The sequence below is a fragment of the Tropicibacter naphthalenivorans genome (assembly GCF_900176475.1).
GTDB classification, from domain to species: domain Bacteria; phylum Pseudomonadota; class Alphaproteobacteria; order Rhodobacterales; family Rhodobacteraceae; genus Tropicibacter; species Tropicibacter naphthalenivorans.
In genome coordinates, this window is record NZ_FWXX01000004.1 from 200,241 (window position 1) to 222,566 (window position 22,326).

Consider the following 22,326-nt stretch of genomic DNA (forward strand, 5'->3'; position numbering starts at 1 on the left):
TGTGACGGGCAGCGCCCCCAAACCACGACCTCAAAAAGACGTCACCACCGTCGCCCCTTTGGCCTCGAACGTATCCATCCGCACGAGCGCATCAATCGACTCGGCCAAGGAAATCTCCCGCCCGATCAACTTCTCGGGCGCAAGAACCCCACGCCGCACCATGTCCAGCATCGCACCATAGCGGTGCGCCTGCATCCCGTGACTGCCAAGGATCTCCAGCTCCCAGCCGATGACCTTGCCCATGGGCAGCGGCGGGTCCGCCTGATCGCCCAGCAACAGGCCCACCTGCACGTGCCGCCCGCGCCGCCGCAGGCACGCCACCGAGTTCCAGCAGGTCACCCGATGCCCCAAGGCATCCAGCGACACATGCGCGCCGCCCCCCGTCACTTCGATCACCGCCTCGGGCACATCGGCCACCTGCGCGCCATTGATGCAGGCCACCGCCCCCATCTGCCGCGCCAGCTCTAGCGTCTCGTCGCTGATGTCGATCGCCACAACCTGCGCGCCCAAAGCCGTCGCAATCATGATCGCCGACAGCCCCACGCCGCCGCAGCCATGCACCGCGACCCACTCGCCCGCGCCCACGCGGCCTTGGTCCACCACCGCGCGGAACGAGGTCGCAAACCGGCAGCCAAGGCTCGCCGCCACGCCAAAGCTCATGTCTTCGGGCAAGGCCACAAGGTTCAGGTCTGCCTGATGCAGACCGACGTATTCCGCAAAAGACCCCCAATGGGTAAAGCCCGGTTGCATCTGCGCCTCGCACACCTGCTGGTGGCCCGCGTGACATTCGGGGCACGACCCGCAGCCGCCGACAAAAGGCACCGTCACCCGGTCGCCCGCCTGCCAGCGCGTCACCTCCGCGCCCACCGCGACCACCGTCCCGGCCAGCTCATGCCCCGGCACATGCGGCAAGACCACGTCCGAATCGTGCCCCTTCCAGCCGTGCCAATCGCTGCGACACACGCCGGTTGCACCCACCTCGACCACCACACCGTGGCGCTCGGGGATCGGGTCGGGCACCCGCCGCAGCTCGGGGCGCTCGCCAAAGGCTTCAAACACAACCGCTTTCATCGCTCTCTCCTTCTTCGTTGGATGCACCCTGCCCCGGCGCAACGGCCTTTTCCACCCCCTTCGGCTAGGGTACACCAAGGCAAAAGGGGGACCACCATGCAGCAATACCTCGACGCGCTTCAAACCGTGCTGGACCACGGCATCGACACCACCGACCGCACCGGCACCGGCACGCGCAGCTATTTCGGCCTGCAATGCCGCTATCCTCTGGCGGACGGGTTCCCCTTGGTGACCACGAAAAAGCTGCACCTGCGCTCGATCATTCACGAGCTTTTGTGGTTCCTTTCGGGTGATACCAACATTCGCTATCTGCAAGAAAACAAGGTCACCATCTGGGACGAATGGGCCGATGAAAACGGCGATCTCGGCCCGGTGTATGGCCACCAATGGCGGCATTGGCCGTCGCGCAATGGCGAAATCGACCAGATCAAGACTTTGCTGGATCAAATCGCCAATACGCCGGACAGCCGCCGGATGATCGTCAGCGCGTGGAATCCCGCCGATGTGCCGGATATGGCTTTGCCGCCCTGCCATTCCCTGTGGCAGGTCAAAATCCTTGGCGGGAAACTGCACCTGCAATTGTATCAGCGCAGCGCGGATATGTTCCTTGGGGTGCCGTTCAATATCGCCTCTTACGCCTTGCTGGCGCATATGTTGGCGCATGTGGCGGGACTAGAGGCTGGGGATTTCATCCATTCCATTGGCGATGCGCATATTTATTCCAACCATATGGAACAGGTCGCCGAGCAGCTTTCGCGCGACCCCCGCCCGCTGCCGCAATTGCAAATCAAACGCCAGGTCACCGATCTTTTCGATTTCCGCTACGAGGATTTCGCCTTTCCGGGGTATGAGCCGCATCCCGCGATCAAAGCCCCCGTCGCCGTCTAAGGAAGCCCCCATGATCACCCTCATCGCAGCCCGCGCCCGCAACGGCGCCATCGGCAAAGACAACGACATCCCGTGGCACATCCCCGAAGACCTCGCGCTGTTCAAACGCGAAACCTTGGGCGGCGCGATCATCATGGGGCGGCGGACGTGGGACTCTCTGCCGTTCAAGCCGCTGAAAAACCGCCTGAATATCGTGGTCTCGCGCGATACGTCGCTGCACGAGCACGTGGTCGGATCGGTCGCAGAGGCCATCGCCCTCGCCCGCGCCGAAGGGTGCTTCCGCATCTACGGCATCGGCGGCCAAGGCATCTACGAAGCGATGCTGCCCTTGGCGGACCGCCTGCTGCTGACCGAAGTCGACACGGTAATCGAAGACGCCGACGCGTTCTTCCCCGAGATTGGCGAGGGGTGGCGCGAAGAGGCAAGCATGGCGGTGTCCCAGACGCCGCACCTTGCCCGCGTGCGCGAACTGCGGCGTTGAAACGAGGGGCGGCGCGGCGCTCTGACTTATCCACAAGCCGTTGCCGGATTTGCCGCCGAGACCCCAGCATATAGGTGCCACACGGATTGCTCCCCCCGACATCGGGTGTCATAATGCCCGCCAATCAACAACAAACCCGAGCACCCCATGGCCGACGATCTCTTGCAATCCGCCGCAGAAGCCACCTATGACGCCTCCTCGATCGAGGTGCTCGAGGGGCTTGAACCCGTCCGCAAACGCCCCGGCATGTACATCGGCGGCACCGACGAACGGGCGCTGCACCACATGGTCGCCGAGGTGCTCGACAACTCGATGGACGAAGCGGTCGCGGGCCATGCCAACCGGATCGAAGTCACGCTGCACGCCGATTACTCGATTGAAATCAAAGACAACGGCCGCGGCATCCCGATCGACCCGCACCCCAAGTTTCCGGGCAAATCGGCTCTGGAAGTGATCCTGTGTACGCTGCACGCGGGCGGCAAATTCTCGGGCGACGCGTACGAGACCTCGGGCGGTTTGCACGGCGTGGGCGCGTCGGTGGTGAACGCGCTGTCGGATTCGATGGTCGTGCAGGTGGCCAAGAACAAGGAACTGTTTGAGCAGCGATTCTCGCGCGGGATCCCGCTTGGTCCGGTGGAGAAGATCGGAGCCGCTCCGAATCGTCGTGGCACAACCGTGACCTTCCACGCCGACGAAGAGATTTTCGGCCATCACCGGTTCAAACCCGCGCGTTTGCTCAAGATGGTGCGGTCCAAGGCATACCTGTTCAGCGGCGTCGAAATCCGCTGGAAGACAGAGATCAACGATGGCGAAACGCCGCTGGAGGCGACGTTCCACTTCCCCGGCGGCTTGGCCGATTACCTCATGGAAACGCTTGGGAAATCGGCGACTTACAGCGATACGCCCTTTGCCGGCGTGGTGGATTTCAAGGAAAAGTTCAACACCCCCGGCAAGGTCGAATGGGCGATCAACTGGACACCCTCGCGCGATGGGTTCATCCAGTCCTACTGTAACACCGTGCCCACGCCCGAGGGCGGCACCCACGAAGCGGGTTTCTGGTCGGCGATCCTCAAGGGCATTCGCGCATACGGCGAGTTGGTGAACAATAAAAAGGCAGCACAGATCAACCGCGACGACCTGATCACCGGCGGTTGCGCGCTGGTGTCCTGTTTCATCCGCGAGCCGGAATTTGTCGGCCAGACCAAGGACCGCCTCGCCACGACCGAGGCGCAACGTCTGGTGGAAAACGCCGTGCGCGACCACTTTGACAACTGGCTGGCGGCGGATACGAAATCCGCGGGCGCGATCCTTGATTTCCTTGTGCTGCGCGCCGAAGAGCGTCTGCGCCGCCGTCAGGAAAAGGAAACCGCGCGGAAATCGGCGACGAAAAAGCTGCGCTTGCCGGGGAAATTGACGGATTGTTCATCCAAAACCCGCGAGAATACCGAATTGTTCATCGTCGAGGGCGACTCGGCGGGCGGTTCGGCAAAAGGCGCGCGTTTCCGCGAGACGCAGGCTTTGCTGCCTCTAAAGGGTAAAATCCTGAACGTGCTGGGCGCGGCGTCGAACAAGCTGAGCTCCAACGCGGAAATCCGCGATCTGTGCGAGGCGCTTGGGGTCGGCCTGGGGACGAAATTCAACGTCGAAGACCTGCGCTATGACAAGATTATCATCATGACCGATGCGGACGTCGATGGCGCGCATATTGCGTCCTTGCTGATGACGTTCTTCTTTACGCAGATGCGGCCTTTGATCGATCAGGGGCACCTGTATCTGGCCTGCCCGCCGCTGTATCGCCTGACCCAAGGGGCCAAGCGCATCTACGTGGCGGATGACGCAGCGAAAGAGGCGGCCTTGACCAAGGGCTTGGGCGGAAAGGGAAAAATCGACGTCCAGCGCTTTAAGGGCTTGGGTGAAATGGACGCCAAGGACCTCAAAGAAACAACGATGGACCCGGCGACCCGGACCTTGATCCGCGTGACCATCGACGAGGACGAACCCGGCGAGACCGGCGATCTGGTGGAACGTCTGATGGGCAAAAAACCCGAGCTGCGCTTTCAGTATATCCAAGAGAATGCGCGGTTCGTGGAGGAGTTGGATGTGTGAGGCGTTAACCTCACTTTAAGTGCGCATTCACCATCCTGAGCGCATGCTAGAGGATGTCCATTTCAAAATCGATTTCGACATGCTGGTCGTTGCGAACCAGATCGCCCGGGAAAAGGATATCTCGGTCGGTCAATTGCTGCGCAATCTTTTGTCGGCAGAGATTTCCAGACGGAAAAATGCGAGGCCGCCCAATCGGGCGGACGAGCAGCTCCTCGCGCCCTTGCGTGCGCGCCTCGCTCCGATTTTCGCCGCCGCAAATGACTGGAACCAATTGGAAAATGACCTGCGCAATGTTGGCTTTGCCATTCGCCCCGCCGGCGGTGGGTTGGCCTTGCATCGGCACCCGTCCGGTGAGCGTCTCTGCAAAGCCTCTGAGCTTGGTTTCAGCTACAGCCGCCTTGTAGAGCGCTATCAGAGCGGTTTTCCCGGACATGCCCACACCTGGATCGCGGAACGCTTCGCTTCCTCCCCGCATAAATGCGAAGGCCCACCCGGTGAAGACGTCATCGAAGACTAGGCCCGCCCCCTCTAGACAAGCCATCCCCCCTCGCGCCATCCTCACCTCATGCGTGTGATCCTTTTCCTTCTCGTGTTCCTCGCCGCGTGCGGACGGCCCCTGACGCCGCTGGAACAGACATACCTAAAGGACATCCAAGGCACGCAGACCGATACGACCAAAATGCGCCTCGTGAACGGGCATTTCGCGAGCGAGATGACCTACAAAATTCCCGTCCGCCCCCGCACCACCTGTCAGGAACGCATCTGGCCGCCGATCACGCAGGAACGCACCGTCACCGTCGCCCCGGCGGCCACGGTTCTGTTCAACAAGGTCTTGATCCGCCAAGATCTTTTCCGCCCGGACTTCCTTGCCGGATACCCAGAGCAGATCGACCTCTTGGACGCGATGCTCATGGCCCATGAGGCGACCCACGTCTGGCAATGGCAGAACAGGGCCAAGACGGGATACACGCCGCTCAAGGCTTTGCTGGAACACACGGGCAGCGCCGATCCCTACCTGTTCGACCCGGATAAGACGCGCGATTTTCTGGACTATGGCTATGAGCAACAGGGGAGCATCGTCGAAGAATACGTCTGCTGCCGCCTGCTCGACCCAGAGGCCCCGCGCACCGAACGGTTGCGCGCGATGATCTCTGCGCACATGCCCCTTCAAGGGTTGGACAAGCTGGACGACCCCACGATCCTCGTGCCTTGGCCGGGCATCCAGGCCGAGGGGATCTGCCGCTAAGCCCTTAATCCGGGTGCTGAATTTCCATGAGGTAAGCGACCAGATCGACCACGGGGCGCGACGTCAGCACCGGGTCATTGTCCGGCGCGTTGATCGGGACGTCAAAGAGGCCTTCGAAGTAGTCGCCGTAGACCGGCATGGGCGAGCCGTGACTGACCAGCGGATCGCGGCCGTCAATACGTTTGACCACGCGGTCCAGCGGAAACGAGCCGCCGTTCTGGGCCGCAAGCTCTGTCAGGTTCGTGGGCTGGATCATCAGCACGCCGGACATGGGGCCGTCGCCGCGCCCTTCGAGACCGTGGCAGGTGGCGCAATGGGTGTAGAAATGGCCGCGCCCCACGTCGGCGTCCTGCGCCAGAACCGGGGTAGCGAGCATAAGAGTCAGTGCGGCTAAGCGTATCATCGGCGTTCTCCTAATCCCACCAAGGGCAGCTTGTCACCGGACGCGCATGGGTGCCTTGACCCGTGTCAAACCACCGCGAGATGCTCTGGCGGCTTGGGCGGGCGCTTGCCCGACGGCCAATCGAGGCAGGTGCCTTCGGACAGCAAACGGACAAGCGGGTGCCCATCCGCCCCCGGCTCTGCCACCAACTGCAACACCCGCCCATCCAGATCGCGAAAGGCCATGGCCGCAGGGCAATTGCGCAGCGTCAGCGTATCGCGCAACGCGGCCAACCCCAGAGCCTGTCCCAAGCGTTGTTCTTGATGGTTTTCCGCCGGGAAATAGCCCCCGGACACAACCCGCGCGGTGGCGATATTGGCGACCAACTGATCGATTTCATTGGCAAAGATCACATCGCGCCCTTGGCTGCCGACCGTGGTCAACTGGGTCTGGTGACCGCCATCGACGACCGCCTTGAGCACCGTCGCCAAGGCCGATCCGACCAACATATGCGTGGCGCAATCGGCGGGGTGCAAAGGCACCGAGTCGCTGTTGTTCAGCGGCAAGAACAGGCTGTAGGCCGTGCGCTGCGGGCCGCGCCGCGCCGCATTGGCGGCACTCATCCACGCCAGCAACTGCGGGGCGTGTTGGCGCAGGATCTCGGCGGCGGCGCGCAGCTGTTCGGTTTCCAGCGCGTCGGGCACTTGGGCCATGGACAGGTTCAACGACAGGCGCGCAGCGGTCACCGCAGGGCGCGACATGCGGTCGATGCTGCTGGCCTGCAAGAGCGACACGCGCGTTGCGGCATCGGCGGCCTTGGCCATGGTCGACAGCAACCGCTTGCCGTTCCAGTCAGTCGCCCCGCCGCCAAAGCGCGCCCCTCGGGCCAGTGCCGCCAACGCCGCGTTAAAGAACGGGCGCGCGGCGGGCATCGCGTGGATATGCGCGGCCATTTCCGCCAAGGTGTCGATCTGTGGCGCCGCCCCCTCTGCCCCCGGCAGCCGCAGCCCGGCCCCGAACTGGCGCGCGCACCAATCGGCCCAAACCGACATGGGCGCGTCGGGCTGTGGCGTGTGCCGCACCGGCGCAGGCGCGGCGGCGCTGTGATCCTGCATCAACACCGCCGACGCAGCCGCCCCATTCCCCGGCAAAGCCACACCACCCCGCCACAGGGTCAGCTTGCCCTTTTGCCTGTGCAAGGCGCGGCGCTGCGCAGACATCCCCGGAGCAAGGCAGGTCTGACCAGAAAACCATGGCAGGGCAGAGACTTGCGCCATCACATCCGCTTGCGTGACCACCAAGCCCGGCGCAATTTGAACCGGACAATCCGGCGACGCGATCTGATCCAGACGGCAATCCTGCATCAAGCCCAGCGCGAACAGCTCTGCCATCTCTGCCGCCAACTCTTGCGGGGAAAATCGCAGCGGGTCCGGCTTGGCAAAGCCTGTCTGGGCACGCCGCCCCCCTTCGATCACCTTGAAGGGTTGGGCGCGCGCCACGGCGGGGCCAGTACGATGGGTGCCAGTGTTTCCGGTGCCGGGCATGACGGTCCTCTTGGCGAATGGGCGGTGGTTAGAATCGATGAAACATAACATGGATGACGATACGTTAAGCGCAGTTTGCCGCCCTTGCGTGATCGCACCGTAATTTTTGCACAATTCCTCCGTGAAACTTGGCCAGCGCGTGAAATTGACCCGCGCCCATCGCCGCCGAAGCGCGTGAATTCTACGCAAACAGCCAAGCATTTCTTGACCGCATTTACGAATGTTCGTCTCATTGCATCCATTGGATGTATTTTAGGCAGGTATTCTTATGGCAATGACGTGGACCCCCGCGCGCGCTGGTGCGTTTCAGGACGCCTATCTGGATTGGTCGCGCCTGGTGGAAAAACGCCGCGACGCGCTGCATCCGGCGCGCCCGTCGGCGGGCACCGACTTTGAGCCGATCTTTGTCCGCTTGACCTCTGGGACGGTCTTTGCCCGGCAAAGCCTGCGCGATCTGGTCCAGGATGTCTCTGCGCCGCTACTGATGGACGCGCATGAGCTGGCGACCCTGAACGACCGGATCGACTCGCCCGATACGCACGGCGATCTGCCCGATGAATACGCGCTGTATCGCCGGGTCGGCACGCCGGACAGCGACCACGCCGCCCTGTTCGAGGTGCTCGACACGGGCGTGCCCGTGCGGCTGGCAGAGGCGTCACCGCAAACGCTGGCCCCCGCCGCGCCGCCCCCTGCCGACACCCAAGACGCGCCGATCATCGCGATCCTTGACGACGGTCTGGGCTTTTTGAACGCTCGGTTCCGGCGGACTTTGCCGGACGGCGCGCAGGTCTCGCGCTTTCACGCCCTGTGGCTTCAGACGCTTGAGCAGCGCGGGACCGGTCCGCATCACGTGGTCTCTGGCAAGGTGCTGAGCCGCGATCAGATCACCGCGCTTTTCCAAGGGGTTGAGGCCGAAAGCTATGCCAAGCTGAACGCAGATCTTTACGGCGCGGACAGCCCGCGCGCGGTCGAGCGGGGGCGCAGCCACGGCACGCATATGCTGGACCTCGCCGCCGGAGCCGACCCTGCGGATGCGGCCGATCCGGTGCGCGATTGGCCCCTGCTTGGCGTGCAACTGCCCCCGCAGGCGATCGAGGATACCTCTGGGACGCGGATGGAAAGCTATCTGATCCAAGGGCTGCGTTGGATCTTGCGTCAGGCGGCGAAGGTCAACCCGGACGCCCCGGTGGTGGTCAACATCTCTCTGGGCTTCCTGGCGGGGCCAAAGGACGGCACCCGCTTTGCCGAATACCAGATGGCCCAAGAGGCCGCGCATTGGGAAACCGTTACCGGCCAGCCCGTGCGGCTGGTCTGGGCCTTTGGCAACAACCGGCTTGGCCGCTTGGTCGGGCAGATCACCTGCACCGAGACCGCGCAGGCCGTCACCTGGCGCGCCCAGCCCTGCGATCAGACCGCGAACTACATGGAAATCCGAACGCCGGGGCAAAACTGCGGCGCGCTGGCCCTCATGGTGACGACGCCGGGGGGGCAAAGCTCTGGCCCGCTGACGCTGGAACCGGGGCAGATGGCTTCGCTGGAAAAGGACGGCGCGCCGGTCGCGCGGTTGTATCACGTGGCGGCACGCGACTTTGGCCAAGGCATCGTCTCGCCCGGCCATTACGTTCTGGCGCTGGCCCCGACCGAAAACCGCAAACCCACCGAGCCGTGCGCCCCCGCCGGCGCGTGGCAGGTTGCGGTCCAACACACGGGCAAAGGCACCGCGCAGGTGGTGGTCCAAGTCCAGCGGGACGACGATCTGCACGGCGCGCGCGGGCGGCAATCCTATCTGGACGCGCCAAGCGGTTATGAGTGGGACACGGGCAGCGCGTCCTACCGTCGCCCCGCCGCGGATGGCCCGCTTTGCTATGCGGGCAGCCACTCGGCGCTGGCCTCCTCGACCGCGCGACAAGTCTTTTGCGTGGGGGCGGCGGAACACGCGCCGCGCACCGCCGCGGACACGGCAGAGAACTATCGCGCCGCGCCCTACTCTGGCGAAGGCGCGGCGTGGTCCGTCAGCGGACCAACCGTGTCCACCCTCGCCGAAGAGTCGCAGTTTCTGCCCGGCGTGCTGGCCGCGGGCACGTTTTCCGGCACCACCCACGTGCTGAACGGCACCAGCGCTGCGGCTGCGCGGCTGACGCGCGCGCTGGGGCTGTCCGCCGAGCGGATCAAGCGCAACGCCAAGCGGGGCAACACCCTGCATACGGACGATCTGGACACCGCCAAGGTGGCGCGAATCGCCGTCCCGCCCGATCAGGCCAGCCGTTTGGGCACCTATCTGGTGCAAGAGCCGCACCGCCGCCTGTCGCGGTTCTAATGTCCCCGTTCTAAACAGCCGAAGCAGACAAAAAAACCGGGGCGCAAGGCCCCGGCTTTTCCACACACCATGCGCAAGTCTCCTCGCGCAGCACAGTAAACTGGTTACCACTCGGATTTCGCTTCGGCCCACATCTGGCGCAGCCACGCCGGGACCATCTCGGCGGTCAGCGTCACGGTCGAGCTGGACACCACCGCGCTGTCGTCCAACGCATCCGCCAGCGCCGCGAGGGTAAAGTCGCCCTCGTAGCTGTCGCCGTGATAGACACGCGCCGTGGTTTCGGTTTCGCCATCCAGCAAACGCACCAAGGCTTCGGCCAGCGTCACACCCAGCACCGCCCCGGCCATGCTGTCGGTGGGGAAATGCACCCCCGCCACCGTGCGGTTCATGGCGATGCGCGCGGCGTGGCGATACAGCTCTGTCTGCGCGCCGATCCCGGCGACGGGGTTGAACGCCTCGTCGTAAAAGAGGCGCGACAACAGCGTCGCGGTGGCAAAGGCTTCGGTCGCGTGCCCCGACGGCCAAGAGCCATGCCCCGGTGTCTGGATGATCGGCTGCACCTTATGCGTCATGGTGATCGGGCGCGGCACGTCCAGCCCATGTTTCAGCGGCATCTCAAGGGTTTGCGCGAGCCGCAGCACCCCCATGTTCAGCGCGATGGTCCACGGGGTGGCCGCGCCGGACATATAGCTGACCATGGCGTAAAAACTTTGGATGTCGCTGATTTGCGCCCCGATCTCGCCCACCCGGTCGCGGCGCAGATCGGCGTAGGTGCGCAGGTAGGGCAGCTGCTTGGTCCGCAGCAGATCAACGCCCGGTTTCTTGAGCGTCACGAGGGTCTGATCGCCACAAGACACCGTCCCCGTGTCCGCCGCCGCATTCAGCGAGACGCCAAACATCGCCCCCAAGGCTTGGTCAAAGACGATGCGCTTGGGCTTGACGCCCATGGTTTTGAACGCGGTCCAGGCGTCGCGCGCGGGCTTGTTGGCGCGGTCAGGCGTGCCGTCCCAATGGCCCACCGTGCCGTCGCGGGCCGAGGCAAGCGGCCCAGCCGAGGCGCGGCGCCCTTTGCCGCCGTCCCAACCGTCCCAACCATCCCAACCGTCCCAGCCATCCCAGCCGTCCCAACCATCCCAGCCATCCCAACCGTATTTCGACACAATATCTCTCCTGAAAATGCTTTGTCTCAGCTTGCGACGCCCACGCGCGCCCGGTCAAAGCCCAAGCCCCCTGTCCGCCCACCATTAACGTTTAATTCACGAACATTGTTGCGCCGCACGGCCAGTGGTAGCATTCTGGGACACACGAATTGGTTGAGCAATGGTTAACGAAAACGGCCTTTTGGAAATTCACGTGCTCGGTGCGCTGAACATCGAGGCGCAGGGCCGTTGCCTGACCCCCAAAGGCGCGAAAAATCAGGCGTTGCTGGTGCTTTTGGCCCTGTCCAGCGACATGACGCGCCCGCGCCGCTGGATCGAAGACAAACTCTGGAGCACCTTCGGCCCAGAGCAAGCCAGCGCGAACCTGCGTCAGGCGCTGTCCAAAATCCGCGCAAGCCTTGGGACTTATGCCGATATTTTGGTCGCCGACCGGGCGTCGGTGTCGCTGGATGCGTCGCGCGTCTGGGTCGATCTGCACGATGGCGAGATGCCCTTGGACGAGCGCAGCGAATTGCTGCAAGGGCTGGACGTGCGCGACCCCGAATTCGAAGACTGGCTGCGCGCCGAACGGGCCGAGCTTCAGTCCAAAATCGCGCGATTCGCGCCGCAGGACGCGCGCGGCATCCTGATCCACTGCCGGGCGATCACCGACAGCGACACCGGCCACGAACGGCTGGCCGCCGACGTCATGGCCAACCGCATCGGCGAAGGCGTGTCCGAGCAAGTGCGCGCCTGGCGACAATCACAGGACGACGACGCCCCGGATCTGACCGCCACCGACATTCAGGTCGATTGCCAGCTGATCGCCGAAGGCAACGGCCACGCGGTTTTCGTCAAGGCGCTGCACAAACCCAGCGCCCGGATCCTGTACTCCAAGCTGACCAAGGTCGGCGATCTGAGCGGTGTTCTGGACTGCGACGAAACCATGGGCCGCACGATCTTTGAGGCGACCGACCAGATCATGGGCAAGCTTCCGCAGGTGCTGGACAATGCCCGCCCCGAGGCGCGCGCCACGGCGCTCTCGCGCCTGGGAATGTACCGGATGTTCAGCTTTGAACAGGATTCGCTGCGCGAAGCCTACGGCCTGATGAAACAGGCGCATGAGCGGGACAACAACGGAGTTTATCTGGCCTGGACCAGCCTGATCCGCTCGATCCAGATCATGGAACGCGCCGAAACCAACGTCGAGGCACTGCTGGACGAGGCCACCGAGCTTCAGCATTTGGCGATGGAACAAAGCGAAGGCAACCCCTTGGTCAACGCCATCGTGGCCAAGATGCGCGGCAGCATTTTCCGCGACCCGGCGGGCTGTCTGGAACTGGCCGAATTGGCGGTCGAGGCGAACCCGGCGTCGGCCTATGCGTGGGTGTCGCTGGCCGAGGCCAACATGATCGCGGGCCGCCCCGAGGATGCCTTGGCCATGTCGGCGCGGGCACGCAGCATCGCGCGCACCTCGCCGTTCAAGCACTGGTGGGACACCGGGCATTGCGTGATCGCCATCGCCTGCAACCGCCCCGCCGAAGCCATCGAGGCCGGAGAGGCCGCCGCCCGTGCCGCCCCCCTGTCGCGCCCGGCGCACCGCCATCTTTTGGCGCTTTATGCGCTCGAAGGGCAGTTGGACAAGGCCCAGAAGGTCGCCGACAAGATGGCCAAGATCGAACCGGGCTTTTCGCTCGATCGCCTTGTAAACGATGACAATTATCCCGTGCGCACCCTGCGCAAAAAGGGGCTGTTGGAACCGATCCGCGCCCTTCTGTAACTGGATTCAAACCCGAAACAATTGTGGCCAATTCCCTGAAATCGGCCTGATGAAACCCCCGGTTTACCCAGTTCCTTCCGCAAACAGGACACATTTCCAGCGTTTCTAGGACGCGGGCCACCATGCCCGACGACTTTGAAATGCGACTGCAAAGCACTGCGGTCTTTGCGCCCCTGCCCGGGCGCCGGGACGCGGCACTGTGCTTTGCCGGTAATCGGTAGGGAACGCTCATGGCGACGTATACGGTAACGACAACCAACTGGAACTCGGCGGTTTTTTGGTCGGGGATCAGTGAGGCCACTGGCGGTCACACGCTGGATTTCTCGGGCCTCGGTTCCGGATACACCGTCAATTTCAACGAAACCCTGGGCGAAGTCACCATCAGCGACGGCGCGACGATCTTTGTCGTCGGCGACGCGAGCGCGACGGGTGGTCCCTATGGCGCGAGCCTTGGCGGCGGGACGGTCTTTGACTTCTTTGACACGATCCTTGGCAGTCAGGGCAATGACACCATCGACAGCGGCACTGGCGATGAAAACATTGTCGCGGGCGGCGGCGATGACGTGGTCGTCGACAATGCTGGCAACGACACGATCGACACCGGCACCGGGGACGATACGATCTTTGTCGCGAGCGGCGCGGACAGCGTGCTGGCGGGGGACGGGTCGGACATCGTCTACCTGTCCGATGGCGACGGCAGTGACACCATCGACGGCGGCAGCGGCGGCACCGACAATGACACCCTGTCGCTGGGCTTTACCACCGGCGCGACCGTCGCGCTGAGCGGCACCGGCGCGGGCACCTATACCGACGGCGGCGCGACCGCCTCTGGCACCTTTTCGGACATCGAGGCCATCTCGGGCACCGATTTCGCCGACTCGATTGATGCCACGCTGGACGCGGGCGGCATGGCAATCGCAGCGGGCAGCGGCGACGACACGGTGCTGGGCGGCACGGGCAACGACACGATTTCCACCGCCGATGGCGCGGACAGCATCATGCTGGGCGGCGGCAGCGACGTGGTGTCCAGCGGCGCGGGTGTGGACACGGTCACCGGCATCGACGGCGACGACTTCGTCAACCTCGGCGGCGGCGACGAGACCGCCAGCGCCACCGGGGGCAACAACACCCTGATGGGCGGCGACGGCGCGGACACGCTGACCTCGGACGCGGGCGCGGACCAGCTTTGGGGCGGCAGCGGCACCGATTCCATCACCGCGGGCGGCGGCGATGATACCGTCGATGCGGGTACCGGCGCGGATTACGTGGACGGCGGCGATGGCGCGGATCAGATCGCGGGGGGCTCTGGCCTTGATACGCTGATCGGCGGCGGCGGCAACGACACGATCTACGGCGATGACGCGGATCTGGGCACCAATGTCGGCACGCTGGCGACCTTTGACTTCAGCTCGATCAGTTCCACCGGCGACACGGGCACCGGGGCCATCGGCCAGTTCGCGATCTACGACAACATCGGCACGTCCAGCGACGGCACCGTCATCCAAGCCAAGATGACCGTGATCGACGCGGACAACCCCGACATCGACATCACCTTCAACGCCAACTCGTTCTACATTAACGCCACAAACGTGGCGGACTCGGGGTCCGGCGTCACCGTCGCCTTTGAGTTCTTTGACCAAGCCACCGGCGAGCCGGTGCAGCTGACCGGCGCGTTCACCTTCCAGGACATCGACACCCTGGCCGAATCGGTCACGGCGCAGTCTGCCGACGTCCAAAGCGTCGCCCTGTCGGCTTCGCCCGCCACCAACCTCAGCGCTGCCGACGATGGCGAGGCGCTCTCTGCCAGCTCGGACGGCACCTCTTCGGGGGCAGCAGACGAAAACCACTGGGCGCAGTTCGCCTATACCAACCAGCAAAGCCTTGTCTTTACGGTCACCTCGCGCGGGGTGGGCACGAACTATGCCTTCTCGGCGAACGACTTTTCCAGCGCGCCGACGGTCATTTCGGCCACCCCTGAAAGCCAGAACGACAGCATCGACGGCGGCACCGGCGACGACCTGATCTATGGTATGGCAGGCAGCGACACCATCAACGGTGGCGACGGGTCGGACACGATCAACGGCGGCGCGGATGCGGACATTCTGAACGGCGACGCCGACGCGGATTTCTTTACCTTCGAGGACGGGCACGGCAACGACACCGTCACCGGCGGTGAGACGACCACCACCGGCACCGACTTTGACACGCTGGACTTTACCGCCGTCACAAATGGCGTGACGGTTACCGCCACGGCGGATGAGGCCGGGACCGTGGTCAATGGCGCGGACACCGTGTCGTTCACCGAGATCGAAGGCTTCGATCTGACCGAAAGCGCCGACACCTTTAACGGCAGCGGCGTCTTTGGCCCGCAGACCGTGTTCGGCAATGGCGGCGATGACACGCTGCTGACCAGTCAGGGCGCGGACAGCGTCGAGGGCGGCGCGGGCAATGACAGCATCGTCACCGGCATGGGCGACGACACGCTGAGCGGCGGCACCGGCGACGACTACCTTGATGGCCAGCTGGGCGCGAACGTCATGACCGGCGGCGACGGCGCGGATACCTTCATCGCGGCGGACGACCACCTTGGCGATACGATCACCGGCGGCGAAGGCGGCACCGACCTTGACCTCGTGGACTTCCAGAACTGGGCGGGTGGCAGCACCGGGGTCGATGCGACCTTTACCGGGGACGAGGCCGCCAGCGGCACCTTTGGCACCAGCAGCTGGACCTTTACCGAAATCGAGGCCGTCAGCGGCACCGATTATGACGACACGCTGGATGCGGGAGCCTCTACAGCGGACCAGACCCTGCTGGGCAACGACGGCGCGGACCTGATCACCGGCGGCACCGGGGCCGACAGCCTGGATGGCGGCGCGGACGAAGACACCTTCTTTGTGGACGATGGCTTTGGCGCGGATACCATCGTGGGCGGCGAGGCGGTCACGACCGGCACCGACGAGGACCGCATCGATTTCTCCGGCATGACCGTGCCGATCACCGTCACCTATTCCGGCGACGAGGTCGGCACCGCCACCGATGGCACCGACACCCTCAGCTTTGCCGAGATCGAAGCGCTGACGCTGACCTCTGGCAACGACAGCGTGGACGCGATCCTTGACACCGCAGGGACCAACATCGACGCGGGCGCAGGCGACGACACGATCTACTTCGGCCAAGGCGCGAGCACCGTTCTGGGCGGCGACGGCAACGACCTGATCGACGATCAGGACATCATCAAGCACGCGGGCGGCAACCTGCTGGACGGTGGCGCGGGCAACGATACGATCTATTCCGGCGACGGCGCGGATACGATCATCGCGGGCGACGGCGACGACCTGATCTATTCCGAGAATGGCGCGGACAGCATCACCGGCGGCGGTGGTGACGACACCTTCCTGATCGAGGACAGCTTTGGCAATGACACGATCACCGGCGGCGAGACGACCGAAGACGGCATTGGCGATGTGCTTTACGCCGGGCTGGTCACCTCTGACCTGACGCTGGATCTGCAAACCGTGGCACCGCTCGACCCCGAGCAAGGCACGCTGAGCGACGGCACCGACACCATTTCCTTTACCGAGATCGAAGCCTTCGGCCTTGGCGCGGGCAACGACACCCTGCTGGGCAGCGATGGCGGCGATCAGGTGGGCATGGGCGCGGGCAATGACTCGGCCGATGGCAACGCGGGCGACGACGTCATCTGGGGCGAAGCGGGCGACGACATCATCACCGGCGGCACCGGCGCGGATACTTTGCGCGGCGGCACCGGCAATGACAGCGTCAGCGGCGGCGACGATGCCGACGTCTTCGAAGTTCAGGACGGCTTTGGCAACGACACCATCGTCGGCGGCGAAGGCGGCGTGGACGACGATACGCTGGACCTGAGCATGGTCACCACCGACACCACGGTGGACCTGACCAACGTCGACCCGGAACAAGGCACTGTTACCTCGGGCGCGGACACCATCGCGTTTTCCGAGATCGAGAATATCTCTCTGGGTGGTGGGCGCGACACGGTTGTGCTGGGCGACGGTGGCGGCACCGACACGATCGGCGGCTTTGATCTGACCGACAGCGGCGATGGCACCAGCAACGACCAGCTGGACCTGACCGGTCTGACCTCGGATGGCTTTACCCCGGTGACCACCGACGACGTGGTTGTGACCGACGATGGCTCCGGCAACGCGGTGCTGACCTTCCCCGGTGGTGAAGCGATCACCCTGCTGGGCGTGGTCCCGGCCAGCCTTGGCTCCCCGGCGCAGCTGGCGGCGATCGGCGTGCCCATGGGCAGCAGCGACTATATCGTCTCGGGCACAGCGGCGGGCGAGCTGATCGACGGCACCTATCTGGGTGACCCCGATGGCGACCGCGTCGACAACCTCGACCACTCCGACAGCAGCAACAACGACAGCATCGAAGCGGGCGACGGCGCCGATACCATCGACGCAGGCGCAGGCACCGACACGATCCTTGGCCAGGGCGGCGATGACGTCATCCTTGTGAACGACGGCTTTGGCAACGACTCGGTGGTCGGTGGCGAAACCGGCGAGACGGCGGGCGATACGCTGGACCTGTCCGGTGTGACCTCCGATCTGACCCTCGACCTGACCGACACCAACGGGGAACGCGGCACCGTCACCGATGGCACCGACACGCTGACCTTTACCGAGATCGAGACGATCACGCTGGGCGGCGGGCGCGATACGCTGACGCTGGCCAATGGTGGCGGCACCGACACCGTCAGCGGGTTTGACCTGACCGACAGCGGCGACGGCACCACCAACGACCAGCTGGACGTGACCGCCCTGACCGATGGTTCGGGCAACCCCGTCACCACCGAAGACGTCACGGTCACCGACACCAATGGCGACGGCACCGGCGATGCGATCCTGACCTTCCCCGGCGGCGAGGCGATCACCCTCGTGGGCGTGTTGCCCGCGCAGGTCAGCACCCCGGCGCAGCTCGAAAGCATTGGCATCCCGGCCACGGCGGCGGGCGACTTTATCATCTCGGGCACGGCGGCGGCGGATACCATCAACACCGGCTATGCAGGCGACCCGGACGGCGACATCGTTGACAACAACGACTATTCCGACGGCTCGAACGACGACAGCATCGAGGCAGGCGACGGCGACGACAGCATCGACGCGGGCGCAGGGGACGACACGATCCTTGGCCAAGGCGGCGACGACGAGATTTACCTCGACGTGGCGTTGGATAACGACAGCATCGTCGGCGGTGAGACCGGCGAGACCTTGGGCGACCGGATCAACTTTTCCACGCTGGGCGATGACATCACCATCACCTTCACGGGGGCCGAGACCGGCACCCTGACCGATGGCACCAACACCACCAGTTTCGAGGAAATCGAACGGTTCCAGATGGGGACCGGCAACGACAGCGTCATCGGCTCTGCCGGGGCCGAGCATATCATCGGCAACTTCGGTGATGACACGATCATCGCGGGCGGCGGCGACGATACGATCTTCTCGGGCTTCGACAACGACTCGGTCTCGGGCGGCGACGGCAACGACAGCCTCGTGACCTCGACCGGGGCCGACACCGTCGAAGGCGGCGCGGGCGACGATGAAATCGACGTTGGCGCTGGCGATGGAGAACAAGACCTTGTGATCCTCGCGGACGGGTCGGGCAACGACCTGATCTCGGGCTTCGAGGCGCCCACCGATCTGGGGGGCGGCGCCTACTCGGGCAACGATCTGCTCGACGTGACGGGCCTGAACGATCTGGACGGCAACCCGGTCAACACCGGCGATGTGACCGTCACCGACACCAACGGCGATGGCACCGGCGACGCGATCCTGACCTTCCCCAATGGCGAAGCGATCACCCTTGTGGGCGTGTTGCCTGCGGCGGTTTCGGCCCCAGCCGCTTTGGAGGCCATGGGCATCCCGCCCTTTGGCGGGGACTTCATCGTCTCTGGCACAGCGGCGGGCGAGCTGATTGACTCGGCCTACCTCGGGGACCCGGACGGCGATCTGATCGACAACAGCGACGGCGTCGGCGGCATCCAGGGCGATAGCGTTTTGGCCGGGGACGGCGCGGATACCATCCAGTCTGCTGCGGGCGATGACACCGTCGAAGCGGGCACCGGCGACGACGAGGTCGCCGCGGGCGCAGGCGACGACTCGGTGCTGGGCGAGGCAGGCGACGACAGCCTGACCGGCGGCGATGGCGGCGACACCCTGCTGGGCGGCGACGGCGTCGATACCCTGCTGGGCGGCACCGGCGACGACAGCATCACCGGCGGCTCTGACGAAGACCTGATCGTGCTCGAAGACGGGTTCGGCAGCGACACGATCGCGGGCGGCGAGACGGTCACCACCGGCACCGACAACGATACGCTGGACGCCAGCGCGGTGACCGCGCCGCTGACCGTCACCTTCCTAGGAGACGAAAACGGCATCGTCACCGATGGCACAAACTCCGCGCTGTTCGACGAGATCGAGGCCCTGCAACTGACCGAAGGCGGCGACAGCGTTGACGGGACAGCAGACACCCTTGGTCTGACGATCCTTGGCGGCGACGGCGGCGACACCATCATCGGCGGCTCTGGCGACGATACCCTCGACGGCGAAGACAGCGCCGACAGCATCTTTGGCGGGCTCGGCGCGGACAGCATCCTTGGCGGCACCTCATCGGATACGCTGGACGGCGGCGATGGAGACGACACCATCGACGGCGGCGGCGACGCCGACAGCATCACCGGCGGGCTTGGCGACGACAGCCTGACGGGCGGCCTTGGCGACGATACGCTGACCGTGGGGTCTGGCGATACCGCGACGGGCGACGACGGGGACGACACGTTCTTTGTCGACGCGGCCGACATGGACGGCACCCCGGCGACCATCACCGGCGGCGAGACCGGCGAGACGGTGGGCGACACGCTGAACATCACCGGCCCCGCCACCATCACCATGACCGGCGCCGAGGATGGCACGGTCACGTGGCTCGACGGATCGGTCCTGACCTTCTCGGAGATCGAGACCATCAACTACACGCCCTGCTTTACGCCGGGCACGATGATCAAGACCGCCTCGGGCGAGGTGGACGCCGCCGACATCAAGCCCGGCGACGTGGTTCTGACCCGCGACAACGGCTATCAGACGGTGCGCTGGGCGGGGTCCAAACCCCTGACCGGGCTGGAAATTTCGGCCAACGCTGCCCTGCAACCCATCCGCATTGCGGCAGGCGCGCTGGGCCGGGGAATGCCGGAACGCGACATGGTTGTCTCGCCGCAGCACCGCGTGGTGATGTCGGGCGCGGCCATCCAGCTGCTGTTCGGCGAAGAAGAGGTGCTTGTCGCCGCCTGCCATCTGGTCGGGCGTCCGGGGATCGAACAGGTCTGCCCCAAGGCCGGGGTCACCTACGTGCACTTCATGTTCGACCGGCACGAGCTGGTGATGTCCGACGGGACGTGGACCGAAAGCTTCCAGCCGGGGGATCTGTCCTTGGCGGGGCTGGACACCGACCAGCGCGCGGAACTGCTGGCGCTGTTCCCGGAACTGGCGAAATCCAGCGGGCAAGAGGCCTATGGCGCCGCGCGCATGTCGCTCAAGGCGTTCCAGGCCCGGCTGCTGACCGAGGCGTAAACCGTCAGGTCAGCGCCCGCAGCAAAGCGGCAGAGGGCTTGCCGGTCACCGGCAGGCCCGTTGCGCGTTGATAGCCTGCGATGGCGGCTTCGGTCTTTTTGCCGATGACCCCGTCTGGCGTGCCCGCGTCAAACCCCTTGCGGGTCAGCGCCTTTTGCAAGGCTTTGCGGTCCTCCAGCGTCAGCCCATAGCGGTCCGGGCCAAAATCGGCGCGCAAAGGCCCGCCCCCCGCAAGGCGCGAAGCCATATAGCCCACACCCAAGCCATAGTTCTCGGACGGGTTGTAGCGCAGGATCATGTCGAAGTTCCGAAACACCAGGAACGTCGGCTTGCCCAGCCCCATGGGCGCCAGCAAACCCGCCGCGCCATGATCGGGCAAGCTGCCCCCCGCCGCGGGCCGCACCCCGGCAGCGCGCCAGTCGGCCACGGACCGCTTTGCGCTGCGCCCCACCGGGCCGGAATAGCCATCTGGCACCCGCACCTCCAGCCCCCACAATCCGCCGCGCCGCCACCCGGCGCGCGACAGGAACCGCGCGGTGGTGGCAAAGGCGTCGATGGGGTTGTTCGACCAGATGTCGCGCTTGCCGTTCTTGTCGAAATCGACCGCGTTGGCCTGATAGGCGTTGGGGATCAACTGCGTATGCCCCATGGCCCCGGCCCAGCTGCCCACCAGTTGCGAAGGCTGCGCGTCGCCGCTCTGGACGATGCGCAGGGCGTCCATCAGGTTGGATTCAAAGAACCGCCCCCGACGCCCTTCCCAAGCCAAGGTCGAGGTGGCCGAGATCACCGGGATCTTGCCCTTTTTGGTGCCGAAATAGCTTTCCAGCCCCCAGATCGCCGCCAAGACTTCGGGTTGTACCCCATACGCCGCCTCGACCTTGCGCAAAGCGCTTTGTTGCTGGGCATAGGCGCGCTTGCCAAAGGTCACCTTGTCCTCTGGCGCGACGATGGCGAGGTAATCTTCGAGCGAGCGTTTGAATTCGGTCTGGTTGCGGTCGCGTTCAATCACGCCGGGCAGATAGCCCTGCCCCCGGAAGGCCGCGCGCAAGGTGGCTTCGGTGATGCCGCGCGCCTTGGCCCGGTTGCGAAAGGCAGCAACCCACGCGTCATAGGACGCATTCGGCTGCGGGCGCAAACCGGCCTCTAGCGCCGGATCAGGCCGCGCCACCTGCGGCGCACCGCCCGCCACGCAGCCCGACAGAACGCTCGCCGAAAGCCCCAGCGTGAAAACCCGTCTCGTCACCACCATACCGCGTCCCCTGCTCTGACGTTTCACGTCACGCTAGCGCAGGGGCGCAAGGAACCGCAACTACCCGAGCAAAGAAGCGCCGATCAGGCCGAGAAGACCAAGGCAAGAACCACCGCAAGCACCGCAACCATGCCGATGGTGAACCCGTAGCGGTTCCAGATCGGGGTGGGCTTGAAGCAATACGAACAAGAGGATGCTCCGAACCGAAGATGATAATTACACGAGCACTGGAACAGCCTGACGTTCATTCGTATTCTTTCTTAGTTCGCGCTTTGGTGCGCTTGGCAGATCCCGGATAGCCGGACTCTGCCACTCCGAACACGGGGAAATTCCCATGATCCGAGGCACAAAACGCTTTGTCTTCAACACTCAAGCCATGTAGCGGAGCGACCGGTCGAAAGAAACTACCCAATCGTACATATCAGCTACCCATTATATTTCCGGCAACATTTCGCCCAAACAAATCGCCCTGCGCCAAGAACCCAAGGAGACGGCAGGCCTGTGCGCCAG

The 22,326-nt window shown here is 64.7% G+C and carries 13 protein-coding genes; 8 read left to right on the forward strand and 5 right to left on the reverse strand.

Annotation, left to right across the window (positions count from 1 at the left end; genetic code table 11):
* Positions 1 to 30: 30 nt before the first annotated feature.
* Positions 31 to 1,071, reverse strand: coding sequence for a zinc-dependent alcohol dehydrogenase family protein (locus tag B9A11_RS10835; RefSeq protein WP_058247546.1), 1,041 nt, complete (start codon positions 1,069 to 1,071; stop codon positions 31 to 33).
* Between the two features lie 96 nt (positions 1,072 to 1,167).
* On the opposite strand from B9A11_RS10835, the gene B9A11_RS10840 reads away from it, so the two are divergent.
* The 5 genes from B9A11_RS10840 to B9A11_RS10860 all read left to right on the forward strand — a co-directional run bounded on the left by B9A11_RS10840 (position 1,168) and on the right by B9A11_RS10860 (position 5,792).
* On the forward strand, positions 1,168 to 1,959 hold the full coding sequence (locus B9A11_RS10840; protein ID WP_058247547.1) for a thymidylate synthase: 792 nt from the start codon (positions 1,168 to 1,170) through the stop codon (positions 1,957 to 1,959).
* Positions 1,960 to 1,969: 10 nt separating this feature from the next.
* Complete coding sequence (locus B9A11_RS10845) at positions 1,970 to 2,440, forward strand: dihydrofolate reductase (RefSeq protein ID WP_058247548.1); 471 nt, start codon at positions 1,970 to 1,972, stop codon at positions 2,438 to 2,440.
* 147 nt (positions 2,441 to 2,587) lie between these two features.
* Positions 2,588 to 4,546, forward strand: a complete 1,959-nt coding sequence (gene parE / locus B9A11_RS10850) for a DNA topoisomerase IV subunit B (RefSeq protein WP_058247549.1) — start codon at positions 2,588 to 2,590, stop codon at positions 4,544 to 4,546.
* Between the two features lie 43 nt (positions 4,547 to 4,589).
* Complete coding sequence (locus tag B9A11_RS22090; protein WP_083499835.1) at positions 4,590 to 5,063, forward strand: hypothetical protein; 474 nt, start codon at positions 4,590 to 4,592, stop codon at positions 5,061 to 5,063.
* Between the two features lie 48 nt (positions 5,064 to 5,111).
* Positions 5,112 to 5,792: a hypothetical protein gene (locus B9A11_RS10860; RefSeq protein WP_058247551.1), complete on the forward strand. Its 681-nt coding sequence runs from the start codon at positions 5,112 to 5,114 to the stop codon at positions 5,790 to 5,792.
* 4 nt (positions 5,793 to 5,796) lie between these two features.
* Here the strand turns inward: B9A11_RS10860 and B9A11_RS10865 are convergent, their stop codons facing one another.
* Together B9A11_RS10865 and B9A11_RS10870 are read right to left on the reverse strand one after the other, a co-directional pair.
* Entirely contained in the window at positions 5,797 to 6,195 is a 399-nt protein-coding gene (locus B9A11_RS10865) for a c-type cytochrome (protein ID WP_058247552.1), read from the reverse strand.
* A 65-nt stretch (positions 6,196 to 6,260) separates the two neighbouring features.
* The gene (locus B9A11_RS10870) at positions 6,261 to 7,718 is read right to left on the reverse strand and encodes a phosphatase PAP2 family protein (protein ID WP_058247553.1); all 1,458 of its coding nucleotides are present in this window, start codon (positions 7,716 to 7,718) and stop codon (positions 6,261 to 6,263) included.
* Between the two features lie 268 nt (positions 7,719 to 7,986).
* Between B9A11_RS10870 and B9A11_RS10875 the strand changes: the two genes are divergently transcribed.
* Entirely contained in the window at positions 7,987 to 10,035 is a 2,049-nt protein-coding gene (locus B9A11_RS10875; protein ID WP_058247554.1) for a S8 family serine peptidase, read from the forward strand.
* A 104-nt stretch (positions 10,036 to 10,139) separates the two neighbouring features.
* On the opposite strand, the gene B9A11_RS10880 is transcribed toward B9A11_RS10875, so the two are convergent.
* Entirely contained in the window at positions 10,140 to 11,195 is a 1,056-nt protein-coding gene (locus tag B9A11_RS10880) for a phosphatase PAP2 family protein (RefSeq protein WP_234988798.1), read from the reverse strand.
* A 160-nt stretch (positions 11,196 to 11,355) separates the two neighbouring features.
* Here B9A11_RS10880 and B9A11_RS10885 point away from each other — a divergent pair, with 160 nt between their 5' ends.
* Both B9A11_RS10885 and B9A11_RS10890 read left to right on the forward strand, forming a co-directional pair.
* A complete protein-coding gene (locus tag B9A11_RS10885; protein ID WP_058247555.1) occupies positions 11,356 to 12,954 on the forward strand; it encodes a hypothetical protein in 1,599 nt (532 codons plus the stop codon).
* 230 nt (positions 12,955 to 13,184) lie between these two features.
* Complete coding sequence (locus B9A11_RS10890; RefSeq protein WP_058247556.1) at positions 13,185 to 20,567, forward strand: Hint domain-containing protein; 7,383 nt, start codon at positions 13,185 to 13,187, stop codon at positions 20,565 to 20,567.
* A gap of 4 nt (positions 20,568 to 20,571) precedes the next feature.
* On the opposite strand, the gene B9A11_RS10895 is transcribed toward B9A11_RS10890, so the two are convergent.
* Entirely contained in the window at positions 20,572 to 21,816 is a 1,245-nt protein-coding gene (locus tag B9A11_RS10895; protein ID WP_058247557.1) for a lytic murein transglycosylase, read from the reverse strand.
* Positions 21,817 to 22,326: the final 510 nt, after the last annotated feature.

Bases quoted from the DNA above. Each gene is read 5' to 3' on its own strand.
- B9A11_RS10845 (WP_058247548.1), top strand. From the start codon at position 1,970: ATGATCACCCTCATCGCAGCCCGCGCCCGCAACGGCGCCATCGGCAAA.
- B9A11_RS10840 (WP_058247547.1), top strand. From the start codon at position 1,168: ATGCAGCAATACCTCGACGCGCTTCAAACCGTGCTGGACCACGGCATC.
- B9A11_RS22090 (WP_083499835.1), top strand. From the start codon at position 4,590: ATGCTAGAGGATGTCCATTTCAAAATCGATTTCGACATGCTGGTCGTT.
- B9A11_RS10835 (WP_058247546.1), bottom strand. From the start codon at position 1,071: ATGAAAGCGGTTGTGTTTGAAGCCTTTGGCGAGCGCCCCGAGCTGCGG.
- B9A11_RS10890 (WP_058247556.1), top strand. From the start codon at position 13,185: ATGGCGACGTATACGGTAACGACAACCAACTGGAACTCGGCGGTTTTT.
- B9A11_RS10865 (WP_058247552.1), bottom strand. From the start codon at position 6,195: ATGATACGCTTAGCCGCACTGACTCTTATGCTCGCTACCCCGGTTCTG.
- B9A11_RS10895 (WP_058247557.1), bottom strand. From the start codon at position 21,816: ATGGTGGTGACGAGACGGGTTTTCACGCTGGGGCTTTCGGCGAGCGTT.
- B9A11_RS10860 (WP_058247551.1), top strand. From the start codon at position 5,112: ATGCGTGTGATCCTTTTCCTTCTCGTGTTCCTCGCCGCGTGCGGACGG.
- B9A11_RS10870 (WP_058247553.1), bottom strand. From the start codon at position 7,718: ATGCCCGGCACCGGAAACACTGGCACCCATCGTACTGGCCCCGCCGTG.
- parE (WP_058247549.1), top strand. From the start codon at position 2,588: ATGGCCGACGATCTCTTGCAATCCGCCGCAGAAGCCACCTATGACGCC.
- B9A11_RS10875 (WP_058247554.1), top strand. From the start codon at position 7,987: ATGGCAATGACGTGGACCCCCGCGCGCGCTGGTGCGTTTCAGGACGCC.
- B9A11_RS10885 (WP_058247555.1), top strand. From the start codon at position 11,356: ATGGTTAACGAAAACGGCCTTTTGGAAATTCACGTGCTCGGTGCGCTG.